Here is a 20078-nt window from a genome sequence, read left to right as displayed (position 1 = left end):
TCTCTGGGGGACCTGCCGCAGAACTCCCCCCGGGGAGCGCCCGGCAGTGTCCTCCGACCGTCCCGACTGAAGGAGTTCGACGCGCAATACGCGGGTCGAACCATGACCGACGAACCCACCGGCGACGACACTGACGACACCGACCGGCGACTGGTCGAGGGCTGGCAGGGACGCTACTACGAGGACTTCGAGGTCGGAGACGTGTACAAGCACCCGTACGGCCGGACGGTGACCGAGACGGACAACGTCTGGTTCACCAACCTCACGATGAACAGCAACCCGATGCACTTCAACGAGGCGTACGCCGCCGGGACGGAGTTCGGCGAGCGCCTCGTCGACGGCACGTTCGTCATCGCGCTGGCGGTCGGGCTGAGCGTCGTCGACGTGAGCGCGAACGCGACCGCCAACCTCGGATACGACGACATCCGCCACCACGCGCCCGTCTACCACGGCGACACGATCTTCGCCGAGAGCGAGGTGCTCCACAAGCGCGAGAGCGAGTCCCGCGACCACGTCGGCATGGTCACGACCGAGCTGCGGGCGTACGACCAGGACGACGACCTCGTGCTCTCGCTGGAGCGCACGCCGATGGTGCTGAAGCGCGAGTACGCCGAGCCCTCCGCCGCTGCCCCGACCGGCTGGCCCGAGGGGATCGGCACCCAGCCGGAGGACCTGGAGGAGTGACACGCGACGGCGACGGGGCGGTCGACGGGGACGCACCCGCCCGCGACGAGGGCGCCGGGGGGCTTCTCGCCCGCGGCCGCGATCCACGACGGCCGCCTACACGGAAACCTCACGGTGTACCTCGACCGCGCCGGTCGCGGGGGCGGTCACGAGTCGGCCGACCCGGAGACGGCGTTCGACTAAACCGATCGGGCGTCGGCGCGCGAGTGCGCCGATCCGCCACGGACGACGTCCGCGTGGACCGAACGCGTCGCAGCGAAAGAGACTCGGCGGAGCCGACGAGTCCGGGCGTATGGGACTGGACGACGACGCGCGCGAGTACCACCGGCGCGACCCGCCCGGCAAGCTCGAGGTGACGACGACGAAGTCGACGAACACCCAGCGGGACCTCTCGCTGGCGTACTCGCCGGGCGTCGCCGCGCCGTGCCGCGACATCGCGGACGACGCCGACCGGGGGTACGAGTACACCGCGAAGGGGAACCTCGTCGGCGTCGTCTCCGACGGCTCCGCGGTCCTCGGCCTCGGCGACATCGGCCCGCTGGCCTCCAAGCCGGTGATGGAGGGGAAGGGCGTGCTGTTCAAACGCGTCGCCGACATCGACGTGTTCGACCTGGAGCTGGACACCGACTCGACGGAGTCGTTCGTCGACCGCGTGGCCGCGATGGGGCCGACGTTCGGCGGGATCAACCTGGAGGACATCGCCGCGCCCGCGTGCTTCGAGGCGGAGGAGCGCCTGCGCGAGCGGATGGACGTGCCGGTGTTCCACGACGACCAGCACGGCACCGCGATCATCACCGGCGCGGCGCTGCTCAACGCCGTCGACCTCGTCGACAAGGACCTCTCCGACCTCAGCGTCACCTTCGCGGGCGCGGGCGCGGCGGCGACCGCGACGGCGAAGTTCTACACCTCGCTGGGCGTGCCCGCCGAGGGGATCACGATGTGCGACATCGACGGCGTGATCACCGAGGAGCGCGCGGCCGCCGGCGACCCCCACGAACACGTCCGGCCGTTCGCGGCCGACCCGGACGAGGTCGGCGGCACCGACCTCGCGGACGCGATGGTCGGCGCGGACGTGTTCGTCGGCCTCTCGGCCGGCGGGATCGTGAGCGAGGGGATGGTGCGGTCGATGGCCGACGACCCGGTCGTGTTCGCGATGGCGAACCCCGACCCCGAGATCGGATACGAGGCGGCGCGGGCCGCCCGCGACGACACCGTCGTCGTCGCCACCGGCCGTTCGGACTACCCGAACCAGGTGAACAACGTCCTGTGTTTCCCGTTCGTGTTCCGCGGCGCGCTCGACGCCCGCGCGAGCGACATCACCGAGGGGATGAAGGTCGCCGCCGCGGAGGCGCTGGCGGAGTTAGCGCGCGAGGACGTGCCCGATTCGGTCCGTCGGGCGTACGGCGACCAGCCGCTGGAGTTCGGCCCGGAGTACGTCATCCCGAAGCCGCTGGACGAGCGGGTGCTGTTCCGGGTCGCGCCCGCGGTCGCGGCGGCGGCCGTCGATGACGGCGTCGCCCGCCGCGACCTCGACCCAGAAGCGTACGTCCGGGAGCTGGAGGACCGCCTCGGCGGCAGCCGGGAGGCGATGCGGGCGGTGCTCACCGAGGCGAAGCGCGACCCGAAGCGGCTCGTGCTCGCCGAGGGAGCCGACGGGACGGTCGTCCGGGCGGCCTACCAGCTCGTCGACCGCGGGATCGCGGAGCCGGTGCTGGTGGGCGAGCGCGACGCCGTCGAGGCGGAACTGGCCGACCTCGGGTTCGACTTCTCCCCCGAGGTCGTCGACCCCGCGGAGGTCGACCTCGACCCTTACGTCGAGCTGGTGTACGAGCGGCGCAAGCGCAGGGGGGTCACCCGCCGCGAGGCGCGGGACCTGCTCCGCGAGAACGACGCGCTCGCGAGCGCGCTCGTCGCCGCCGGCGACGCGGACGCGATGCTCACCGGCCGCACCCACCACTACCCGAGCGCCCTGCGGCGTCCGCTCCAGATCGTCGGCACCGCCGCCGGCGCCGAGTACGCCGCGGGGGTCTACCTGCTCGCGTTCGACGACCGCGTCGTGTTCTGTGCGGACGCGACGGTCAACCAGGACCCGGACGCGGACGTGCTCGCGGAGGTGACGCGCCACACCGCCGACCTGGCCCGCCGCTTCGACGTCGAGCCGCGGGCGGCGCTGCTGTCGTACTCGGACTTCGGGAGCGTCGACAACGAGGGCACGCGCAAGCCCCGCGAGGCCGCACGCCGACTGCGCGAGGACCCGGCCGTCGACTTCCCGGTCGACGGCGAGATGCAGGCGGACACGGCCGTCGTCGCGGACCTCCTCGCCGAGGACTACGAGTTCGCCGACCCGGACGGCCCCGCGAACGTCCTCGTGTTCCCGAACCTCGAGGCCGGCAACGTCGCGTACAAGCTCCTCCACCGCCTCGGCGGGGCCGCGGTCGTCGGCCCGATGCTCGTCGGGATGGCCGAGCCGGTGCACGTCCTCCAGCGCGGCGACGACGTCGCCGACGTCGTGAACCTCGCGGGCGTCGCCGTCGCCACCGCCGACGACTGACCCCCGACCCGCGGGGGGTGCCGGTCGGCCGGCCGGGCTCGCGGGACCGAGGGGTCCGAGGGCACGGGGCGTTCTTTCGCTCCGGTCGCGACTCCGACGATCGCCGACCGTTCATCCGTTCATCCAGGTTTCGGTCCCATTTCGTTCGGTTATCGCTCTATTCTTCGGACGAACGGTACGGAACGGGTCCGAAACCGATACGAACCAAACGTATATGAATACCCGCGGCGAAGTCCCGCCACCGTAGATGGACCTGACCAGCAGCCAGCGGGAGATCCTCAACGCGCTCGTCAACGGGTACGAGACGACGGAGTCGCCGATGCCCGCCACGGAGATCGCGGAGGTGTGCGATCGCCACGTCGGGACGATCCGCAACCTCATGCAGATGATGAAGTCGCTCGGCCTCGTCGAGGGCGTCCCGGGGTCGGAGGGCGGCTACGTGCCGACCGACCGCGCGTTCGATGCGCTGGACCGCGAGCGCGGCGAGGACGGCGAGACGCTCGGGCTGGCGCACGACTACGATCGCGTCGACGTCGCCGTCGAGTCGATCGACTTCACGAACGTCCACCACCCCGAGAAGTGCCGCGCCCGCGTGACGTTCCGGGAGTCGGTCGCCCGCTTCAGCGTCGGCGACCCGGTGATCGTCGGCCCGACCCCGAACTCGGGGCTGGTGCTGGCCGGACAGGTCGAGGCGGCCGACGAGGGCCGCAACGAGCTCCACCTCGACGTGGCGCGCCTCGAAGCGCCGCTGGAGGAGTAGCCGCGGGGCGGTCCGCTGCCGACGATCCCACGGCGTCTCCGGTCCTCGCCAGCTCTCCGTGTCGCTTCGGAGTCTCCTCGTCGCCGCGACGACGCTACTCGAACGCCAGCTCCAGTTCGTGGAAGTACTCCGGCCCGTCGGCGCCGCGTGTCGTCGGCGGGGTCGTCCGTTTGTGTCCGGTCGCGACGTGGAGCGCGGCGAACCGCCGGACTGCGTCGCGGTCGACCCCCAGGTCGGCCGCGGTCCGGTCGATCCCGAGGTCCCGGTCCACGAGGCGCCGCAGGACCGCGTCGATGGTCGGGTACCCCGCCCCGAGGGCGTCCTCGTCGGTCCGTCCGATCTCGAAGTCGGCGGCGGGCTCCTGGTCGAGGACCCGGGCGGGGAGGTCCAGCGCCCGGCCCATCGCGCGGACCTCCGTCTTGTATGCGCTCCCCAACGGCCTGAGGTCCGCGGCGCCGTCGCCGTATTTGGTGACGTAGCCGAGGAGGTCCTCCGATCGGTTGGTCGTACCGAGAACGAGCCGCTCGCTCGTGTTGGCGACGTAGTACGCGCAGGCCATCCGGATCCGCGCGACGAAGTTGCCCAGTTCCCGCGTCCCCGCGTCCGCGGTGACTCCGGTCGGGAGCGCCGCCTCGAGTTCGGTGACGAGCGGCCGGACGTTCACGCGGTCGTAGTCGATCCCGAGGTCGGTCGCCAGCACTCCCGGGTCGGGGGAGTCGACCTCGCTGGCCATGTGACACGGGAGGAACAGGCCGTGGACCCGGTCCGGGCCGAGCGCGTCGGCCGCGAGGGCGGCGGCGACGCTCGAGTCCAGCCCGCCGGAGAGGCAGACGACGACGCCGTCGGCGCCCGCGTCGGCGACGGACTCCCGGACGAACTGCCGCGCCCGGTCGACGCGTCGGACCGCGAGCCCGTCGTCCCCGGCGAACGGGTCGGCGGTCTCGGGGTTCCGGGGGACCCGCGACGGCGCGGGCGGTCGCTCCCGCTTGTGTGCGGTGTCGTGCACCCGGCCGACCAGGCGTTCGACGGTGTCGGCGTCGATCTCGGCGGCCTCCGCGATCCTCCGCGGCGAGTCGTCCGCCCCGCCCCCGTCGACGAGCGCCCGCAGGACGCGGTCGAGGGTCGCGTACGGGGCGCCCAGATCCGACTCGTCGGTCTGGCCGGGCCAGAACCCGGCGGTCGGCGGCTTCTCCACGACCCGCGTCGGGACGCCGAGGCGGGACGCGAGCGCCCGGACCGCGCCCTTGTCGTACTCGCCCAGCGGGAGGACGTCCGCGGCGCCGTCCCCGTACTTCGTGAAGTACCCCAGGAGCCGCTCCGTGCGGTTGCCCGTCCCGACGACGACCGAGTCGGTCGCGTTGGCGACGTAGTACGCGCACGCCATGCGCAGGCGGGCCGCGAGGTTGCCGGCCGCCACCTCGTCGCCCGCGGGCGCGATGCGCGGGGCGACGTGGCGCTTGAACACGTCGAGGGCCGGGTCCAGCGGGACCGTCGCGTGGTCGACGCCCAGATCCGTCGCCAGTTCCACCGCGTCGCTCGTGTTCGCCTCGTCGTTCGCGGCGGTCGGCATGACCAGCGCCGTCACCGCCGACGCGCCGAGCGCGTCGACCGCGAGCGCCGCCGTCGTCGCCGAGTCGACCCCGCCGGAGAGGCAGACGACGGCGCCCTCCGCGTCGGCCTCCGCGACGGTCTCCCGGAGGAGGGCCGCCGAGCGCTCGCGCATCGTCCCCGGGGACTCGCGTTCGGAGGCCCGGTCCGTCGACCCGGGGGAGTCGCGCGGGCAGCCGATGGACACGGTCAGTCGTTCCCCGCGCCGCCGGCGTCGCCGGGGCCGAGGGCGGCGTCCCCCGCGGAGCCCTCCCGTGCCGGGAGGGTGGACACGACGTCGGACTGGATCCACGCGTCCGTCCGCTCACGGTCGTAGACGATCACGGCGTCGCCTTCGAGCGAGAGCAGGGCGTACCTGCCGTCGTCCGTCGGAACGGCCCCGCCGAGCGTCGGGTCGCTCGGTCCGTCCGGACGCGGGTCGGCGTCGCTCATGGGTCGGGCCGGGGGAGGGACCCGCCGGGCCGGTCGGCGGGCGCGGTCGTCCCCGCGGTACGAGCGCACTCAGCGAACGTCGACGTTACAGGCGAGATACGAGCTTTTCGTTTCATATACACCGGGAACCCTCCGTGATTCCGTGACTATACGCGCCGGAACAGATCGTTCGTGTTCGGATCGTCATGTCCACGACGGCGACCTCGACCCTGAAAACAGTTTCGTACATGATGCTAGGTATATCGGATTTCATTCGGTATCCTATGACCATATTAGGATAGTTGTGGCTCGTTCGATCGGGAAGATCGAGAATAACTTCGTATTCGGAATAGTAGGCGTGTGCCTCCCGGTCGAGCGGCGCCGTCCGACGGGTCGCGTGCGCGGACTCGTGGCCGACTCGACGCCCCGCGCCGGTCAGTTCGACGCGCCCCGACCGCGAACCCGCAGGCTTACGGACCCCCGTGACCCGATCCAGTGTCGGGGCCAGCCATCCACCGTCCGGTGTCCACGGTCGTAGGAACGGCTTACCGGCCGCCCTCGCGTCCGCCGCCGGCGGCGTCCCCGTGGACACCTGACGGGACGACGGTCGCCGGGCCGGCCGGTCGGCGAGTCGGTCGGGGACGAACGCCGAACACGCGGCCGTGCCGCGGAACGTGCCGACCGGGCAGGATGATTTATGCACCCGATCCGCGTAGTACGACCCATGATCGAGGACGAACTGGAGGGGGGCAACAATGGGACCGCCGGACGCCGGTCGAGGGGGGACGGCGGGGGTCGAGCCACCCTCGCCGCGGTCTTCGACGCGCTGGCCCACCGCCGCCGCCGACAGCTGTGTCGGCTCGTCCGGGAACACGGGGACAGCAGCCTCGAGGACCTCGCGATGGACATCGCCGCGCTCGAGGTCGACCCGCCGGGACGCTCGGTGACGAACTACGAGTGGGAGGGCGTGTACGCGGCGTTGTACCACGCACACGTGCCGAAGCTGGCGGAACTGGGCGTGATCGAGTTCGGGTCGGACGACGAGACCGTGGCCCCGGGGGAGCTGTTCGACGCCGTGACCGGCGCGCTCCGGGCGGTCGAGCGCGAGGTCGCGTCGGTCGACGCCGCCGCGGACGTGGACGATGAGTGACCGACCGGGGGAGGGGTCGGACCGGACGACGCGGTGGGGCGACCGGGTGTGGGCGCTCGCCGCGCGCCGCCGCCACGGCTCCGACGGGACCGTCGCGGTCGGGGTCGCCGGGTCGGTGATGCGGGCGGTCGCCGACGCGAGCGGGGTCGACCCGCACGACCTGACGGACCCGGTGCTGTACGATCACGTGGACGTGGACGCGCTCGAACGGCTCGTCGAGCGCCCGGCGGGCCCGGGCGACGCGACCGGCGGGGTCTCGGTCCGGTTCCGGTACGACGCCTACCTGGTCGCGGTCCACCCGGACGGGCTCGTCGAGGTGTACGAGCCGCTCGACCGCTCCGCCTCGTAGCCCCCGCGGACCGACCCGACCACCGAGCGCTTTTTGCCGCCGGGCGTCTGCCTCCCCCCGATGGACGTCGCGATCCTCACCGTCGGGGACGAGGTGCTCGCCGGCGAAACGACGAACACGAACGCCGCGTGGCTGGCCGGGGAGGTCGCCGACCGCGGGGGTCGCGTCAGGAGGATCCTCACGCTCCCGGACGTGCGGCACGCGATAGCCGAGCGCGTGGCGGCGTGGGCGGCGGCCTACGACGCCGTGATCGTCACCGGCGGCCTCGGGGGAACGCACGACGACGTGACCGCGGACGCGGTCGCCGACGCGTTCGACCGCGACCTCGCGGTCCGCGAGGCGGTCCGCGCGGACGTGCTCGAGACGGTGGCGGCGTACCGCGACGCCAACCCCGAACTGGTGGCGGAACACGACCTCGACGTCGACGTGGCGGCGTGGGCCTCGCTCCCGGAGGGCGCGCGGTACGTCCCCAACGACGAGGGGCTGTGCCCGGCGTTCGTCCTCGGCAACGTGTACGTCTTCCCCGGCGTCCCCGCGGAGGTGCGCGCGACGTTCGCCCGCGTCGCCGACGAGTTCGCCGGCGAGGAGGTGTCGGCGACGCTGTACACCCCCCAGCCGGAGGGGTCGATGGTGGACGTGCTCGGGGAGGCGCGCGACCGCTTCGCCGTCGCGATCGGGAGCTACCCCGACACGGAGGGGTACAACCGCCTGACCGTCCGCGGCGACGACGCCGACGCGGTGGCCGAGGCGGCAGACTGGCTCCGCGAGCGCGTGACGGTCGTCGAGGAGGAGTAGCGGCCGGCGGCGTCGTCGGCCGCCGGGGGAACGAGCGTCCCCGGTCGTCCCCGGCGCCGTCGCTCGGCGCGTAGAGACGACGGGGTAGGTCGACTGAGAGTGACCCGCGGCACCGCGCCCCGGGCGAAAGGTCCCGTCCGACCGTGCCGTCCTCTCACCGGAACCGGCGGGCACGGTTAACACCGTCGGTCGGTCCGTCGCCGTCGGGTCGTCCCCCGAGTCCTCCGCCGTCGCCGTCGCTGTCCGCGTCCCGCGACCGGAAGCTACACCCGCCCGCCGGCGACAGGACCGATATGACACCGAGCGTCGACGACTACCGCAACGAGATCCGCGTCGCCGTCGGTTACCGGAAGCGCCTCGTCTCCGCGGGCTTCACGGCGGAGCCGCTGGCGGCGGTCTGTGACGCCCTCGGCGACCCGGTCGGCGACGGATCGCCCCCGTCGAAGTCGGAGATGCGGACGAGGGTCCGCGAGCGCGTGGCCGACCTCGACGCCCACCCGGGGACGGCCTCGCGGCCGTTCGGGAAGGCCGAACTCGAACCGATCGCGGCGGCGCTGTCGGAGAACTCCGGGTAGCCGTACGGGCGACCGACGTGTCCGCGGGGGTCCGGTGTGTCGACCGCTGTCGGCGCGCCCCCCGGTGACATCGGTGTCAGCGCGCACTCAAGTCCGTCGGGCACGTACCCCCGCCAATGGCTGATGTCACACCCACACCCGGCATCCACCACGTCACCTGCGTCGCGGGCGACCCGCAGCGGAACATGGACTTCTGGGCCGAGACGCTGGGGCTCAGGTTGGTGAAGCGGTCGATCAACCAGGACGACCCGAGCACGTACCACTTCTTCTTCGCCGACGCGGAGGGGACGCCCGGGACGAGCATGACGTTCTTCCCGTGGGAGGACCTCTCGGCGGGGAAGGTGGGGTCCGGGCAGGTGTCGCGGACCGCGTTCCGCGTCCCCGAGGGGAGCCTCGACTACTGGGAGGAGCGCTTCGACGAGCGCGGCGTCGACTACGACGAGCGGGTGGAGCGATTCGGCGAGACGGTGGTACCGTTCCGCGACCCGGACGGCCTCCCGGTCGAACTGGTCGAGGTGCCGATCCCCGACGACGACCCGACGGTGCCGTGGACGGAGTTCGTTCCGGCCGAGCACGCCATCCGCGGCTTCCACTCGGTGACGCTGTGGCTGGCGAACCCGGACGCGACGATGGACCTGCTGGAGACGATGGGACTGGAGCGGGTCGGTACGGAGGAGTCGCCCGGCGACACCCCGGGCGACCAGCGGACCAGGTTCGAGGCGGCGGGGACGGTCGGCCGCTACGTCGACGTGCTCCCGACCGTCCGGGCGGGCAGACAGGGCCACGGGACGGTCCACCACGTCGCGTTCCAGACCCCGACCGACGAGGACCAGTCCGCGATGCGCTCGGCCGTGCGGGGCGAGGGGCTGAACCCGACCGGACAGATCGACCGTCACTGGTTCCGGTCGGTGTACTTCCGCGAGCACAACGGCGTGCTGTTCGAGCTCGCCACCCGGGGCCCGGGCTACGACAGCGACGAACCGCTGGCGGACCTGGGCGGGCGGCTCGTCCTGCCCGGCGAGTTCGAGGCGCGCCGCGAGGAGATCGAGGCCGGCCTTCCGGACGTCACGGTTCCGCGGGCCGGGGCTCCCGAGGCTGACGACTGAGAACCGACCGGCGCTCCCGGGACCGATCGACGCTTTCCCGGGACCGATCGACGCTTCCGCTCGGCGAGGCACCCGAAGCCGGTGCGCCCGGACAGGCAGCCGTCCGGGAGCGCCGGACCAGCGGAACGGTCAGGGCGCCTCCATCGGTTCGACGGCGACCGTCCCGTCGTCGGTCACCGTCACGAGGAAGCCGTGGTACTCGAACGACACCGAGCCAGAGGCGTCCCGGAACAGCGTTCGGAGCGCGTCGGGCTCGACGGCCTCGTACAGTGGAGGGTCCAGTTCCGCCGCGGGGACGCCCTCCCGGTCGGCCACCTCCGAGAGGATCGTCTCGATCACGTCTCCGTCCATGCGTGCCGCTAATAACTACGGTCCGTACGCGGGTAACACTTTTGATTTTTTAACACGTTTGCGTCCAAATGAATCCGTATCGTGTCCGCTCGGGTACCCGAGCGCGACCCGGCGTCGACGCGGCCCCACCCCGACCGCCACGCCGTGGTTTTTTGCCCCCGAGCGCGAACGGACCCGGTGGATGGGCACGGAACCGGACGGGACCCGCGGGACCGCACGCGTGCGGCCGGGGACGCCGCTCGCCGACGCCCACGCGGCGTTCTGTTCGCACGTGTCGAAGGGCGACTCCGGCCGCCACCGCGGCGAGGTCGAGCGCGTCGTCGGCGACTTCGTCGACCGGGCGGCCGACCGCGGCGTCGAGGCGGTCGCCGACCTGGACGTGGCCGCCCTGGAGGCGTACGCCGCACACCTCTCGTGGCGCGCGTGGGCCCGCGAGGAGTCGCCCGACAGCGGGATCACCGGCCGGACGGCGCGTCAGTACTACGCGCTCGTTCGCTCGTTCTGCACGTACCTGCTCGAACGCGACGCGCTGGAGACGAACCCCGCCAAGAGCGCCGTCGCGACCGAGGCCCTCCCCGACCCGAGCGTCGGCGTCCGCGGGGACGAGCGCGAGCAGTTCTGGAGCGCCGACACGCGCGAGCGGATCGTCCGCTGGATGGACTGGCGCGCCGAGGACGCGCTCGACCGCGGGTGGATGGACCCCGAGCGGGCGACGCGCGACCGCGCGCTCGTCGCCGTGTTGGCGTACTCGGGCGCCCGCGGGGCGGAGCTGTTCCGCGACCCGCAGAACGACCGGCGCACGGGGCTCCGCTGGCGTCACGTCGACCTCGAGGAGGGAACGCTCCGGGTGTACGGGAAGCCGCAGGAGTGGCAGCGGACGCCCCTGCTGGCGCCCGGCGTCGAGCGCCTCCGCGCGCACCGTCGGCGACAGGACCCCCCGAGCGAGGAGTGGCCGGTGTTCCCGACGAGCCACCTGCCGAGCCTCTACTCCGTCGTCCGCGAGGCCGACGGCGTCGACGCCGAGCCGACGAAGGGGACGGTGTGGGACCTGCTGCGGGACCACGACCTCGTGCCGCCCGCGCTGACGACCGCCGGGGCGCGACGGCTGCTGAAGGAGTTCTCCGCCGAGAGCGGGATAACCGAGGACGGCGAGCCGCTGTTGCCGCACGGGGCCCGGCGCGGTCTCGGCGACGAACTGTACGACACGTCCGCGGAGCTCGCACAGGAGGTGTTGCGACACAGGTCCGTCGAGACGACCCACCGGAGCTACCGCGACGAGGACCTGGCGCGCCTGCGCGACGCCGCCGAGGACGCCATCGACGGCTGATCGCGGGTGAGCCGGGCCGGGCGGCACGAGGCCGCGGCCGCGGTTGCGACCCGCCGTCGCCGCCGCGTGCCGCTTGCTGAACCCTTTTGGCGCGAACCGCCGAACGACGAGTCGATGACGGACATCGACGACGTCGACCTGGAGTTCGTACGGCTCGGCGACACGGGGATCCGAACGAGCGAGCTCCAGTTCGGGACGTGGCGCTTCGGCAAGGAGACCGAGGAGGGTAACGTGGAGATCGGCGAGAAGCGGGCGCACGAGTTGCTCGACGCCTACGCCGACGCCGGCGGGCGCTACATCGACACCGCCGACGTGTACGGCGGCGGCGAGAGCGAGCGGTGGATCGGCGACTGGCTCGCCGACCGCGACCGCGAGCGCTACACGATCGCCTCGAAGATCTACTGGCAGATCCGCGAGGGCGACCCGAACAGCCTGGGGACGAACCGCAAGAACGTCCGCCACCGCATCGACGCGCTCCTCGACCGCCTCGGCACCGACTACGTCGACGTGCTGTACATCCACCGCTGGGACGACGAGACGTCGGCCCGGGAGCTGATGAAGACGCTGAACGGGCTCGTCGAGGACGGGAAGGTCCACTACCTCGGCGCGTCGACCCTGCGCCCGGACGCCTGGAAGATCGCCCGCGCCAACCAGATCGCGCGAAACGAGGGCTGGGAGCCGTTCTCGGTGCTCCAGCCGCGCTACAACCTCGTCGACCGTGAGATCGAGGGGGACTACCTGGAGATGGCCCGCCACGAGGGGCTGGCGGTGTGTCCGTGGAGCCCGCTCGGGCAGGGCTTCCTCACGGGCAAGTACGACCGCGAGGACGGCCTCACCGGCGACTCGCGCGTGGCGGAGTCCGGCCGCTTCGCGGACGCGTACCTCACCGAGGAGAACTTCGACGTGCACGACGAACTCGACGCCGTCGCCGAGGAGGTGGGCGCCTCGCCCGCCCAGACGGCGCTCGCGTGGCTCATGCACCGCGACGGCGTCACCGCGCCGATCGTGGGCGCGCGGACGGTCGACCAGCTCGCCGAGAACGTCGCCGCCGCGAAGATCGACCTCTCCGACGAACAGGTCGAGCGGCTGACGGAGGCGAAGGGCGGCCCCTACTCGGACCTCTGAGTCCGCCGTTCCCGTTCGCCATATCCGTCGGAATAAGGTAGCCGAGGTAGAATAGGTACCTATTTCGAGGGCCGAGCGGTCGTCGGTCCGAGGCGTCCCGGGGCGCGAACCGGGCTACAGTTCGATCGTCGCCAGGTCCGCCTCCAGGTCCGCGACCTCCTCGTTGTAGGCGTCGACGAACCCGCGGAACCGCGGCGCGTACTGGCGCACGTCGGCGGCCGAGGGGGCCTCGTACTGCGAGAGGAGGTAGACGCCGCCGCTGCCGCCGGCCCGGAGGTACGACACCGCGTCGCCGTCCCACTTCAGCTCCCACCGGGTGCCGTCGACGCGGGCGGCGAAGGTGCCGTAGTCGCCGCCCTCGTAGCGGCGGAGCTCGCCCGCGATCCGGTCGCAGACGTCGCGGACGGCGTCGAGCACCCGGTCGCGCTCGGCGACGGCCGTCTCAGTCGTCGCCGCCTCGGGGAACTCGGCGGACACGTCGTCGAGGACGCCCTCCAGCGACGCGACGTACCCGTTGAACGCGCGGACGAACGCGTCGTAGTCGCGCAGGGCCGTCGCCAGCGCCGCCGGTTCCGGCGGGTGTTTGGTCGAGACGACGTACACGCTCGACCCGCCCGACGGGTCGAACTCGAGGAACTCCAGGTCGCCGCCCTCGTACTTCACCGTCCACGTGCCGCGGTCGGTGTCGAACGCGCGGCGGCCGTAGTCGCCGCCCTGGAGCAGGGCGAGCTGGTAGGCGACCCGGCCGGCGTGGTCGCGGACGGCGGCGACGACCTCGTCGCGGCGCTCGGCGACTGCCGCCGCGTCGGTCGGGTCGATCGGGGGCCAGTCGGTCACGGTCGGGGTAGCCGTCGGGCCGGCATAACCCGACCGATGTCGCCGCGGATCAGCTGTGGGTGAAGATGTACGCCTGCCCGTCGTCCACGCCGACACAGAGGTCCAGCTGCTTCGAGAGGTCGAGGCTCGTGGGGTTCTGCTTGCAGACGACGAGGTCGTCGAACGGCTCCTCGCAGGCGGGACACGCGACCGCCACGGTGTTCTGGTACGACTTGATCGCGGCGTTGTCCTCACGCTTCGTCAGCGACGTGAGAAGCTCGTCCGTGTCGATGTCCATACCCCCGCCTACGCCCGATCCCTTATGAATCTCCGGGCGGATCCGAACTCCCGCCATCGCCGCGTCGAGCCCGACTGAAATTACATGAACTGATAGTTGCGGTCGTGGCTATTTGTGGCCCGAGCGGGAAGGCGACCCCATGGTCCTCACGGGTGGTGACCCGCCGCCATGACCGACGGCCCCGCGACCGTCCTCCTGGTCGACGACGAGGAGGCCCTCGTCGCCCTGTACGAGAGCTACATCGACGACGTGTACCGGGTCGAGACGGCGACGAGCGGTCGGGAGGCGCTGTCGACGGCGGACGATGAGGTCGACGTCGTGCTGCTGGACCGGCGGATGCCCGAGATGATGGGGCGGGAGGTACTCCACGAGCTCCGCGCAGCGGACATCGACGCCCAGGTGGCGATGCTCACGGCCGTCGAGCCCACGGCGGACATCGTCGACATGCCGTTCGACGACTACCGGGTCAAGCCGGTCGACAGGGACGAGCTGGTCGGCCTGATCGAGGTGCTGCTCGAACGGGCGGCCTACGACGAGTACAGCCAGGAGTTCTTCGCGCTGGCGTCGAAGAAGGCGGCGCTGGAGGTGGCCGGGAACGACGACGGCCCCGAGTACGAGCGGCTGTGTGAGGAACTGGAGGCCGTCCGCGAGCGGATCGACGGGAGCCTCGACAGGGTCGGCGCGCGCGCGGCGTTCGCCGACCTCGCGTAGCTCCCGTGAGCGCGGCCGGCGAGCCGTGTCCGCCGGGCGGCGCACGCCGACGCGCTCAGTCGGCCTCGACGGCGACGTACACCCCCGAGATATCGGTTTCCTCGACCGCCATCGTCAGCTCGTCGCCCTCGCTCGCCGGCCCCGACGCGACGACGGTCACCGCCTCGATGGGGTCGCGCGCGAGGAAGGCGCGGAGCCGGTCGAGCCACGACGGCCGGCCGCCGACGCGACAGACGAGGACGTGCTTCCCGGCCGCCAGTTCGCGCAGCCGCGGCCGCAGCTCCTGCTCCCCGTGTTCCTCGGGCGGCACCGCGTGAACGACGGACACCCGGATCGTCTCGGACACGACGGTCACCCGGCGTCCCCCGGCAAAGGGGCTGTCGGACGCCCGGCGGTCAGGACCGCTCGAAGGTCGCGACGAGCCCCGCGTGGTCGGAGGGCCACACCGTGACGCAGCGCTCGTCGTCCTCGTCGCCGCCCTCCTCGCCGGTAGCGCCACCGTCGTCCTCGTCCTCCTCCCCGTCGTCGACGGCGACGTCGACGCGGTCGGCGCGCCGGTGGTTGATCCGGCTCACGTCGACGGCGCGGAGGTCGCCGCTCGTGAGGACGGCGTCGATGCGCCTGCTCAGCTCCGACCGATCGTTCCGGAGGTCCGGCGACTGACAGCAGGTGCTCCCGCGGGCCCGCGGGTACACCCGCTCGAAGGCGTCGTCGTACTCGTCGACGAGCAGGCGATACGCCGCGGGTTCGTACCCCGGCCCGCTGTTGAGGTCGCCACAGAGCACGACCGAGTCGGTCCCCTCCAACGCCTCCGACAGTTCCCGCGCCTGGATGACCCGCAGCGTCGACGACACCGACTCCAGGTGCGTCGAGACCGCGGCGAACTCCGTCCCGTCGACCGTCACGTCGGCCCGCGCGTACCCCCGGCGCAGCGAAACCTCCTGATCGGTTTCCGGGACGGCGAACGCGATGTCCGTGTCGAACGTGTCGGTCACGACGCCGTCGAACCGGCGGTCGGCCCGGACGAGGAGGGCGTCCCTGTCGGTGACGCGGAGGTCGACCGGCCCGTCGTCGGTGCGCCCCGGGAGTTCGGCGTCGGAGGCGGTCGTCGCCGCCGCGCGCCCGTAGTCGAGGCCGCGGGCGTCGAGCGCCGCCTCGACCTCCGCGAGCAGGTCGACGACCTCGGTCTCGGCGGACTCCGCCCCGTCCGTGGTGTAATCGCCCGGCTCCTGCTTCCTGAACAGCGCCGCCTCCTGAAGGGCGATCACGTCCGGGTCCGCGGCCGCCACCTCCGCGGCCACGGCGTCGGCCCGCGCCCGGTACACCGCGGGGTCGATCCCCTCGAGGAACCGGCCGACGATCCGGCGGAACTCCCGGATCGAGTTCGCGCGGAGCAGCCGGGAGACGTCGACGCCGAGGTAGACGTTCTGCGTCAGCACGGTCGGACCCACCTCCGACCGCGTCGCCGCCGTCCCGACGGTGCCGCCGGCGCCCGCCGCGACGCCCGCGATGCCCGATGTCGCCGCGAGGCGACGGAGCAGGGTCCGCCGGCTCGATCCCGACCGCGGTCCCTCCGAAGGAGGCTCGCTCATACGGCCACCTCCGGACGGGTCGGCTTCGTTATTCGGGGGCGGTTCGCGAGTAACCCGGCGATACCGGTCCCGGGAGGGGTTCCCCGTCCGGCACCGGGCGACGCAACGCGGCGGCCGCCTCGCTCGCGTCCGGGGGACGGCTCCGGATAGGTCAAACGCGCCTCTGTGGCTACGGACCGCTTATGATCCGCGGCGACTATCCCCGGGTATGGACACTCGACGTGCCCTCCTCCGCGGGGTCGGGCTCGCCGGTCTCGCGGGAGCGTCGGGGCTCGCGGGCTGTACCGCGCTCGCCGACGGCGGTGACGGCGACACCGGCGGCGACGGCGCGCCGAACACGGACGCCGACGGCGGCGACGGGTCGGAGCCGAGCGGCCGCGACCGTCCGGCCGACGCGACCCACGACGCCGTCGTCGCCGCCGTCGACGACCCCCCGGACCTCCCTGTCGACCCGCGCGTGTCGCTCGCGGACCCCCACGTCGACGGGGACTCGCCGGTCGTCCTCCGCGTCGACGTGAACAACCCGACCGACGAGGCGGTCGTCGTCGGCGAGTACCGGCCGGTGGTCTTCCAGTACGTGCGCGACGCGACCGGGACGCTCGTGTGGTATCCCCACTCCGAGCGCTCGACTGACGGCGAGCCGGACCGGTCGCTCCCAGACCTCGGCCTCGCCGAGGAGGGATGTTGGCGACTCGACTCGCCGCTCGCTCAGACCATGGAGTACGGGACCGTCGAGGTCCCCGCCGGCGGCACCCTCACGGCGTTCGTCGGGCTGTACGCGCTCCCGGACGCGCCGGGCGGCGCCGGGTGTTTCCCCGCGGGCGAGTTCCGGTTCGAGGCCCACTACACCGTCATGGAGGACGGTTTCGGGGGCGAGGAGAACCCGAGCGCGACGTGGGGCTTCGACCTCACGCTGCGCGCAGTCGATCGGTGACCCTTCCGGACTCGAACCGTGACCATCCCGGGGGTGTACGACGGGGTACTCCGGCACCGGCCCTCCGGTGCCGTGTCGCTCCGACCGTGTCGGGCACGTATCACGTACCGTTATGTCGACGCTCGTCCCGCGTGGGAACGACGCGATGTCCCCGTACACGCCACGCCTCCGCGGGCCCGAAACGGCCGCACCGATAGCAGCCTCCGAGTGTCGCATCCCGAACGGGGGTGAGCGATGACGAGCCCAGACGGCCGCCGTCTCGCGCTCTTCTTCGGGGTCCTCGTCGCGGCCGCGGTCGCCCTCCGCCTCGGCGCCCGCGCCGTCGGGGCGAGTCCGATCGCCCTCGCGCCGGCGTACATGTTCTCCCCGATGGTCGCCGGCCTCGTCGTCTGCCTCGGAACCGGCGTCCCGCTGTCCGACGTCGGGCTCCGCCTCGGCCGACCCCGCTGGCTGGCCGTGGCCGCGGCGGCCGCGCTGCCGCTCGTGGGCGCGACGCTCCTGCTGGCAGTGGCGGTCCCGGGCGTCGGGTTCGACCCGGCGGTCGACCCCGTCCCGTGGCTCGACCTGCCGTCCGGGCCGGCCGGCGTGCTGGCGACCCTCCTGCTCGCCCTCGGGCTCGGCGCGACCGTGAACGCCGTCTTCGCGCTCGGCGAGGAGTTCGGGTGGCGGGGGTACCTGCTGTGGGAGCTCGCCCCGCTGGGGTTCTGGCGGGCCTCGGTCGCGGTCGGCGCGGCGTGGGGCGTCTGGCACGCACCGGTGATCGTCGCCGGCTACAACTACCCGTCGTTCCCGCTCGTCGGCGTCGCCGCGATGACGGCCGCCTGCGTCGCGTTCTCCCCGGTCTACACCTACCTCGTCGTCCGAGCCGAGTCCGTGCTCGCGGCCGCGCTGCTCCACGGCGTGTTCAACGGCTCCGCCGGCCTCGTCGTCGCCTACGCCGCCACGGACGACGCCGTCCTCGGGGAGCTGGTCGCCAGCCCCGTCGGGGCCGCCGGCGTCCTCGCGTTCCTCCTCGCGGCCGGCGCCGTCGCGGCGACCGGGACGCCGTCGCTGGAGCGGGCGTTCGACCGGGGCGGCCGGACCGCTACCGCCGCCGAGTGAACGCGGGCCCTCGGGCGCCGGGCGCGGTCAGTCGCCGGCGGGAACCGCCGGCCCGTCGAGGGCCGCGGGGTCGGCCGGCGCGTACCGCGCCAGGGCGTCGAAGTGTTCGTCGAGGACCGCCTCCCCCGACGTGATGCCGCGGGCGTCGGCCGAGCGGAGGTGCTCGTCGACGAACGCCGCGGCGACGAGCCCGATCCGGGCGTCCCCGTCCGTCGCGAGCGCGTCGGCCGCGCGGTCGACCAGCAGCGCGGCGGTCGTCACGTCGTAGATCAGGTCCGCGAGCTCCTTCGCGTGGTACTGCGCGTACCCTGCGTCCTCGCCCGCGAGCGTCGCGAGGGCGGCCTGCAGCTCCGTGAAGGCGTCCTCCACCTCGTCCGCGAGGCCGGCGAGCCGACCGGAGTCGACCGCCAGCAGGTCGGTGACGTGGGGGAGGAACGCCTCGTGGGCGCGTTCGCGCTCCAGCACCCTGGGCACGTCCAGCGAGATGACGTTCGAGGCGCCCTCCCAGATCGGGAGCACCTGCGCGTCCCGCAGGAGCCGCGGGGTGGTGTGCTCGCGCACGTAGCCGTCGCCGCCGCGGATCTCCATGCAGTAGGACGCGATGTCGACGGAGTCGCGGGCCGTCCGGTACTTCGCGACCGGGACGAGCAGCCGCATCAGCTTGAACGCCTCCTCGCCGCCGCCCCGGCGCTTCCACTCGTCGTACCACCGGGCCGCCTCGAACGCGAAGGCCGCGGCGCCCTCGTACTCGACGGTCAGCTCCGCGAGGTCGCGCCGCATCAGCGCGTGCTCCTCCAGGCGCTTCCCGAACGCCTCCCGGTTCGCCGCGTGGACCTTCGCCTCCAGCAGCGCCCGCCCCATCACGCCGACCGCGCCCGTCGCGTTCGTCAGCCGCTCGTAGTTCATCATCTCGGCCATCAGCCGGAAGCCGTCGCCCTCGTCCCCGACCAGGTAGCCCGTCGCGCCGCGGTACTCCACCTCGCCGGTCGGCACCGACAGCGTCCCGAGCTTGTCCTTCAACCGGCGGAACAGCGCGTCGTTCAGACCGCCGTCGACCTCCCGCGGGACGAGGAACAGCGACAGGCCCTCGGTCCCCTCGGGCGCGTCCGGGGTCCGGGCCAACACGAGCGCCCCCTGCGCGTCGACGTTCGAGCAGAACCACTTCTCGCCGTACAGCTCGTAGGTGCCGTCGCCGGCCGGCTCCGCGCGGACCTCGTTGGCGCCCACGTCGCTGCCGCCCTGCTTCTCGGTGAGGAACATCGCGCCCTCGATGTGCTCGTCCGGGTCGGCGCTCGTGAGGCGCTCGAAGTACCCGTCGCAGTCGTGCTCGGCGTCCGCCAACACGACGGCGGCGCCGGTCGTCATCGACGCCGGACAGCAGAACCCGACGTCGCAGTACGACAGCAGGGACTGCATCGTCAGCGTGTGCGTGAGGCTCGCCGGCTCCTCCCGACCCGGGGGCGCGTGGAACGCGTCGTGGGTCAGCCGGAAGTCGCCGTACACGACCCGCTCGGTCTCGAACTGGTCGGGGTGGTACTCCACCTCGTTCGCCACCTCGCCGTCGGCGTCGTAGGTGCGGAGCTGCGGCGGGTGGCGGTCGATACGGTCGGAGCGCTCGGCGATGCCGTGGCCGCACTCGCGGCCGAACTCGTCGAGCAGCGGCTCGGCCCACTCGAACTCCCCGTCCGGGTAGGCGCGCGCCGCGGCCGCCCGGAGGGTGGGGTCGAGGCGCCAGTAGTTGCACTCGCGGCCGGCGTCGAGCCGGCCGTACTGGATGGGGCCAGTTGACATGCCCCGTGAACTCGTGCGTGCGGGCATCAAGGTTGGCGTGGTC

General features: G+C 72.7%; 22 protein-coding genes. 13 read left to right on the top strand and 9 right to left on the bottom strand.

Annotated elements, in window-relative coordinates; genetic code table 11:
- Window positions 1–102: 102 nt before the first annotated feature.
- The 3 genes from ACQUQ1_RS10360 (at window position 103) to ACQUQ1_RS10350 (ending at window position 3995) form a co-directional block, all read left to right on the top strand.
- Window positions 103–684, top strand: a complete 582-nt coding sequence (locus ACQUQ1_RS10360; protein ID WP_435064218.1) for a MaoC family dehydratase — start codon at window positions 103–105, stop codon at window positions 682–684.
- Window positions 685–976: 292 nt separating this feature from the next.
- Complete coding sequence (locus tag ACQUQ1_RS10355; RefSeq protein WP_435064217.1) at window positions 977–3235, top strand: NADP-dependent malic enzyme; 2259 nt, start codon at window positions 977–979, stop codon at window positions 3233–3235.
- Between the two features lie 247 nt (window positions 3236–3482).
- Window positions 3483–3995, top strand: coding sequence for a TrmB family transcriptional regulator (locus ACQUQ1_RS10350; RefSeq protein WP_435064216.1), 513 nt, complete (start codon window positions 3483–3485; stop codon window positions 3993–3995).
- Window positions 3996–4089: 94 nt separating this feature from the next.
- Here ACQUQ1_RS10350 and ACQUQ1_RS10345 read toward each other — a convergent pair whose 3' ends face one another.
- The 3 genes from ACQUQ1_RS10345 to ACQUQ1_RS10335 form a co-directional block, all read right to left on the bottom strand.
- Complete coding sequence (locus ACQUQ1_RS10345) at window positions 4090–5790, bottom strand: NAD+ synthase (protein ID WP_435064215.1); 1701 nt, start codon at window positions 5788–5790, stop codon at window positions 4090–4092.
- Between the two features lie 2 nt (window positions 5791–5792).
- A complete protein-coding gene (locus tag ACQUQ1_RS10340) occupies window positions 5793–6035 on the bottom strand; it encodes a hypothetical protein (protein WP_435064214.1) in 243 nt (80 codons plus the stop codon).
- 112 nt (window positions 6036–6147) lie between these two features.
- Complete coding sequence (locus ACQUQ1_RS10335) at window positions 6148–6606, bottom strand: hypothetical protein (RefSeq protein ID WP_435064213.1); 459 nt, start codon at window positions 6604–6606, stop codon at window positions 6148–6150.
- Window positions 6607–6738: 132 nt separating this feature from the next.
- On the opposite strand from ACQUQ1_RS10335, the gene ACQUQ1_RS10330 reads away from it, so the two are divergent.
- From ACQUQ1_RS10330 to ACQUQ1_RS10310, 5 genes are all read left to right on the top strand, one after another.
- Window positions 6739–7164, top strand: coding sequence for a DUF7344 domain-containing protein (locus ACQUQ1_RS10330; protein ID WP_435064212.1), 426 nt, complete (start codon window positions 6739–6741; stop codon window positions 7162–7164).
- Window positions 7157–7513: a HalOD1 output domain-containing protein gene (locus ACQUQ1_RS10325; protein WP_435064211.1), complete on the top strand. Its 357-nt coding sequence runs from the start codon at window positions 7157–7159 to the stop codon at window positions 7511–7513. Before ACQUQ1_RS10330 ends, ACQUQ1_RS10325 begins: the two co-directional genes overlap by 8 nt.
- 60 nt (window positions 7514–7573) lie before the next feature.
- A complete protein-coding gene (locus tag ACQUQ1_RS10320) occupies window positions 7574–8308 on the top strand; it encodes a competence/damage-inducible protein A (protein ID WP_435064210.1) in 735 nt (244 codons plus the stop codon).
- 293 nt (window positions 8309–8601) lie between these two features.
- Window positions 8602–8883: a hypothetical protein gene (locus tag ACQUQ1_RS10315; RefSeq protein ID WP_435064209.1), complete on the top strand. Its 282-nt coding sequence runs from the start codon at window positions 8602–8604 to the stop codon at window positions 8881–8883.
- A gap of 116 nt (window positions 8884–8999) precedes the next feature.
- Entirely contained in the window at window positions 9000–9989 is a 990-nt protein-coding gene (locus ACQUQ1_RS10310; RefSeq protein WP_435064208.1) for a ring-cleaving dioxygenase, read from the top strand.
- A gap of 129 nt (window positions 9990–10118) precedes the next feature.
- Here ACQUQ1_RS10310 and ACQUQ1_RS10305 read toward each other — a convergent pair whose 3' ends face one another.
- On the bottom strand, window positions 10119–10340 hold the full coding sequence (locus ACQUQ1_RS10305) for a HalOD1 output domain-containing protein (RefSeq protein WP_435064207.1): 222 nt from the start codon (window positions 10338–10340) through the stop codon (window positions 10119–10121).
- Window positions 10341–10521: 181 nt separating this feature from the next.
- Between ACQUQ1_RS10305 and ACQUQ1_RS10300 the strand changes: the two genes are divergently transcribed.
- Window positions 10522–11667, top strand: a complete 1146-nt coding sequence (locus ACQUQ1_RS10300; RefSeq protein ID WP_435064206.1) for a tyrosine-type recombinase/integrase — start codon at window positions 10522–10524, stop codon at window positions 11665–11667.
- Window positions 11668–11781: 114 nt separating this feature from the next.
- Window positions 11782–12792, top strand: a complete 1011-nt coding sequence (locus ACQUQ1_RS10295) for an aldo/keto reductase (protein ID WP_435064205.1) — start codon at window positions 11782–11784, stop codon at window positions 12790–12792.
- 114 nt (window positions 12793–12906) lie between these two features.
- Here ACQUQ1_RS10295 and ACQUQ1_RS10290 read toward each other — a convergent pair whose 3' ends face one another.
- Window positions 12907–13611, bottom strand: a complete 705-nt coding sequence (locus tag ACQUQ1_RS10290) for a hypothetical protein (RefSeq protein ID WP_435064462.1) — start codon at window positions 13609–13611, stop codon at window positions 12907–12909.
- A gap of 67 nt (window positions 13612–13678) precedes the next feature.
- Entirely contained in the window at window positions 13679–13906 is a 228-nt protein-coding gene (locus ACQUQ1_RS10285; protein WP_435064204.1) for a DUF7385 family protein, read from the bottom strand.
- Window positions 13907–14074: 168 nt separating this feature from the next.
- Here ACQUQ1_RS10285 and ACQUQ1_RS10280 point away from each other — a divergent pair, with 168 nt between their 5' ends.
- Complete coding sequence (locus ACQUQ1_RS10280; protein ID WP_435064203.1) at window positions 14075–14617, top strand: response regulator; 543 nt, start codon at window positions 14075–14077, stop codon at window positions 14615–14617.
- Window positions 14618–14672: 55 nt separating this feature from the next.
- Here the strand turns inward: ACQUQ1_RS10280 and ACQUQ1_RS10275 are convergent, their stop codons facing one another.
- Together ACQUQ1_RS10275 and ACQUQ1_RS10270 are read right to left on the bottom strand one after the other, a co-directional pair.
- Window positions 14673–14963: a DUF7526 family protein gene (locus tag ACQUQ1_RS10275; protein ID WP_435064202.1), complete on the bottom strand. Its 291-nt coding sequence runs from the start codon at window positions 14961–14963 to the stop codon at window positions 14673–14675.
- Between the two features lie 49 nt (window positions 14964–15012).
- Window positions 15013–16209 (bottom strand): endonuclease/exonuclease/phosphatase family protein, encoded by a 1197-nt coding sequence (locus tag ACQUQ1_RS10270; protein ID WP_435064201.1) that lies wholly within the window; start codon window positions 16207–16209, stop codon window positions 15013–15015.
- 208 nt (window positions 16210–16417) lie between these two features.
- Between ACQUQ1_RS10270 and ACQUQ1_RS10265 the strand changes: the two genes are divergently transcribed.
- Both ACQUQ1_RS10265 and ACQUQ1_RS10260 read left to right on the top strand, forming a co-directional pair.
- Window positions 16418–17143, top strand: a complete 726-nt coding sequence (locus tag ACQUQ1_RS10265; protein WP_435064200.1) for a hypothetical protein — start codon at window positions 16418–16420, stop codon at window positions 17141–17143.
- Window positions 17144–17377: 234 nt separating this feature from the next.
- The gene (locus tag ACQUQ1_RS10260) at window positions 17378–18244 is read left to right on the top strand and encodes a CPBP family intramembrane glutamic endopeptidase (protein ID WP_435064199.1); all 867 of its coding nucleotides are present in this window, start codon (window positions 17378–17380) and stop codon (window positions 18242–18244) included.
- Window positions 18245–18271: 27 nt separating this feature from the next.
- Here ACQUQ1_RS10260 and ACQUQ1_RS10255 read toward each other — a convergent pair whose 3' ends face one another.
- Window positions 18272–20035 carry an acyl-CoA dehydrogenase family protein gene (locus ACQUQ1_RS10255; protein WP_435064198.1) on the bottom strand — a complete coding sequence of 588 codons (1764 nt, stop codon included), beginning with the start codon at window positions 20033–20035 and terminating at the stop codon, window positions 18272–18274.
- Window positions 20036–20078: the final 43 nt, after the last annotated feature.

Source organism: Halobaculum sp. EA56 (genome assembly GCF_051195075.1).
Lineage (GTDB): Archaea > Halobacteriota > Halobacteria > Halobacteriales > Haloferacaceae > Halobaculum.
Note: the sequence above shows the minus strand (reverse complement) of the source record. Positions and strands in the feature narration are given on the sequence as shown.

Bases quoted from the DNA above. Each gene is read 5' to 3' on its own strand.
- ACQUQ1_RS10360 (WP_435064218.1), top strand. From the start codon at position 103: ATGACCGACGAACCCACCGGCGACGACACTGACGACACCGACCGGCGA.
- ACQUQ1_RS10355 (WP_435064217.1), top strand. From the start codon at position 977: ATGGGACTGGACGACGACGCGCGCGAGTACCACCGGCGCGACCCGCCC.
- ACQUQ1_RS10350 (WP_435064216.1), top strand. From the start codon at position 3,483: ATGGACCTGACCAGCAGCCAGCGGGAGATCCTCAACGCGCTCGTCAAC.
- ACQUQ1_RS10340 (WP_435064214.1), bottom strand. From the start codon at position 6,035: ATGAGCGACGCCGACCCGCGTCCGGACGGACCGAGCGACCCGACGCTC.
- ACQUQ1_RS10330 (WP_435064212.1), top strand. From the start codon at position 6,739: ATGATCGAGGACGAACTGGAGGGGGGCAACAATGGGACCGCCGGACGC.
- ACQUQ1_RS10325 (WP_435064211.1), top strand. From the start codon at position 7,157: ATGAGTGACCGACCGGGGGAGGGGTCGGACCGGACGACGCGGTGGGGC.
- ACQUQ1_RS10320 (WP_435064210.1), top strand. From the start codon at position 7,574: ATGGACGTCGCGATCCTCACCGTCGGGGACGAGGTGCTCGCCGGCGAA.
- ACQUQ1_RS10315 (WP_435064209.1), top strand. From the start codon at position 8,602: ATGACACCGAGCGTCGACGACTACCGCAACGAGATCCGCGTCGCCGTC.
- ACQUQ1_RS10310 (WP_435064208.1), top strand. From the start codon at position 9,000: ATGGCTGATGTCACACCCACACCCGGCATCCACCACGTCACCTGCGTC.
- ACQUQ1_RS10305 (WP_435064207.1), bottom strand. From the start codon at position 10,340: ATGGACGGAGACGTGATCGAGACGATCCTCTCGGAGGTGGCCGACCGG.
- ACQUQ1_RS10300 (WP_435064206.1), top strand. From the start codon at position 10,522: ATGGGCACGGAACCGGACGGGACCCGCGGGACCGCACGCGTGCGGCCG.
- ACQUQ1_RS10295 (WP_435064205.1), top strand. From the start codon at position 11,782: ATGACGGACATCGACGACGTCGACCTGGAGTTCGTACGGCTCGGCGAC.
- ACQUQ1_RS10285 (WP_435064204.1), bottom strand. From the start codon at position 13,906: ATGGACATCGACACGGACGAGCTTCTCACGTCGCTGACGAAGCGTGAG.
- ACQUQ1_RS10280 (WP_435064203.1), top strand. From the start codon at position 14,075: ATGACCGACGGCCCCGCGACCGTCCTCCTGGTCGACGACGAGGAGGCC.
- ACQUQ1_RS10270 (WP_435064201.1), bottom strand. From the start codon at position 16,209: ATGAGCGAGCCTCCTTCGGAGGGACCGCGGTCGGGATCGAGCCGGCGG.
- ACQUQ1_RS10265 (WP_435064200.1), top strand. From the start codon at position 16,418: ATGGACACTCGACGTGCCCTCCTCCGCGGGGTCGGGCTCGCCGGTCTC.
- ACQUQ1_RS10260 (WP_435064199.1), top strand. From the start codon at position 17,378: ATGACGAGCCCAGACGGCCGCCGTCTCGCGCTCTTCTTCGGGGTCCTC.
- ACQUQ1_RS10255 (WP_435064198.1), bottom strand. From the start codon at position 20,035: ATGTCAACTGGCCCCATCCAGTACGGCCGGCTCGACGCCGGCCGCGAG.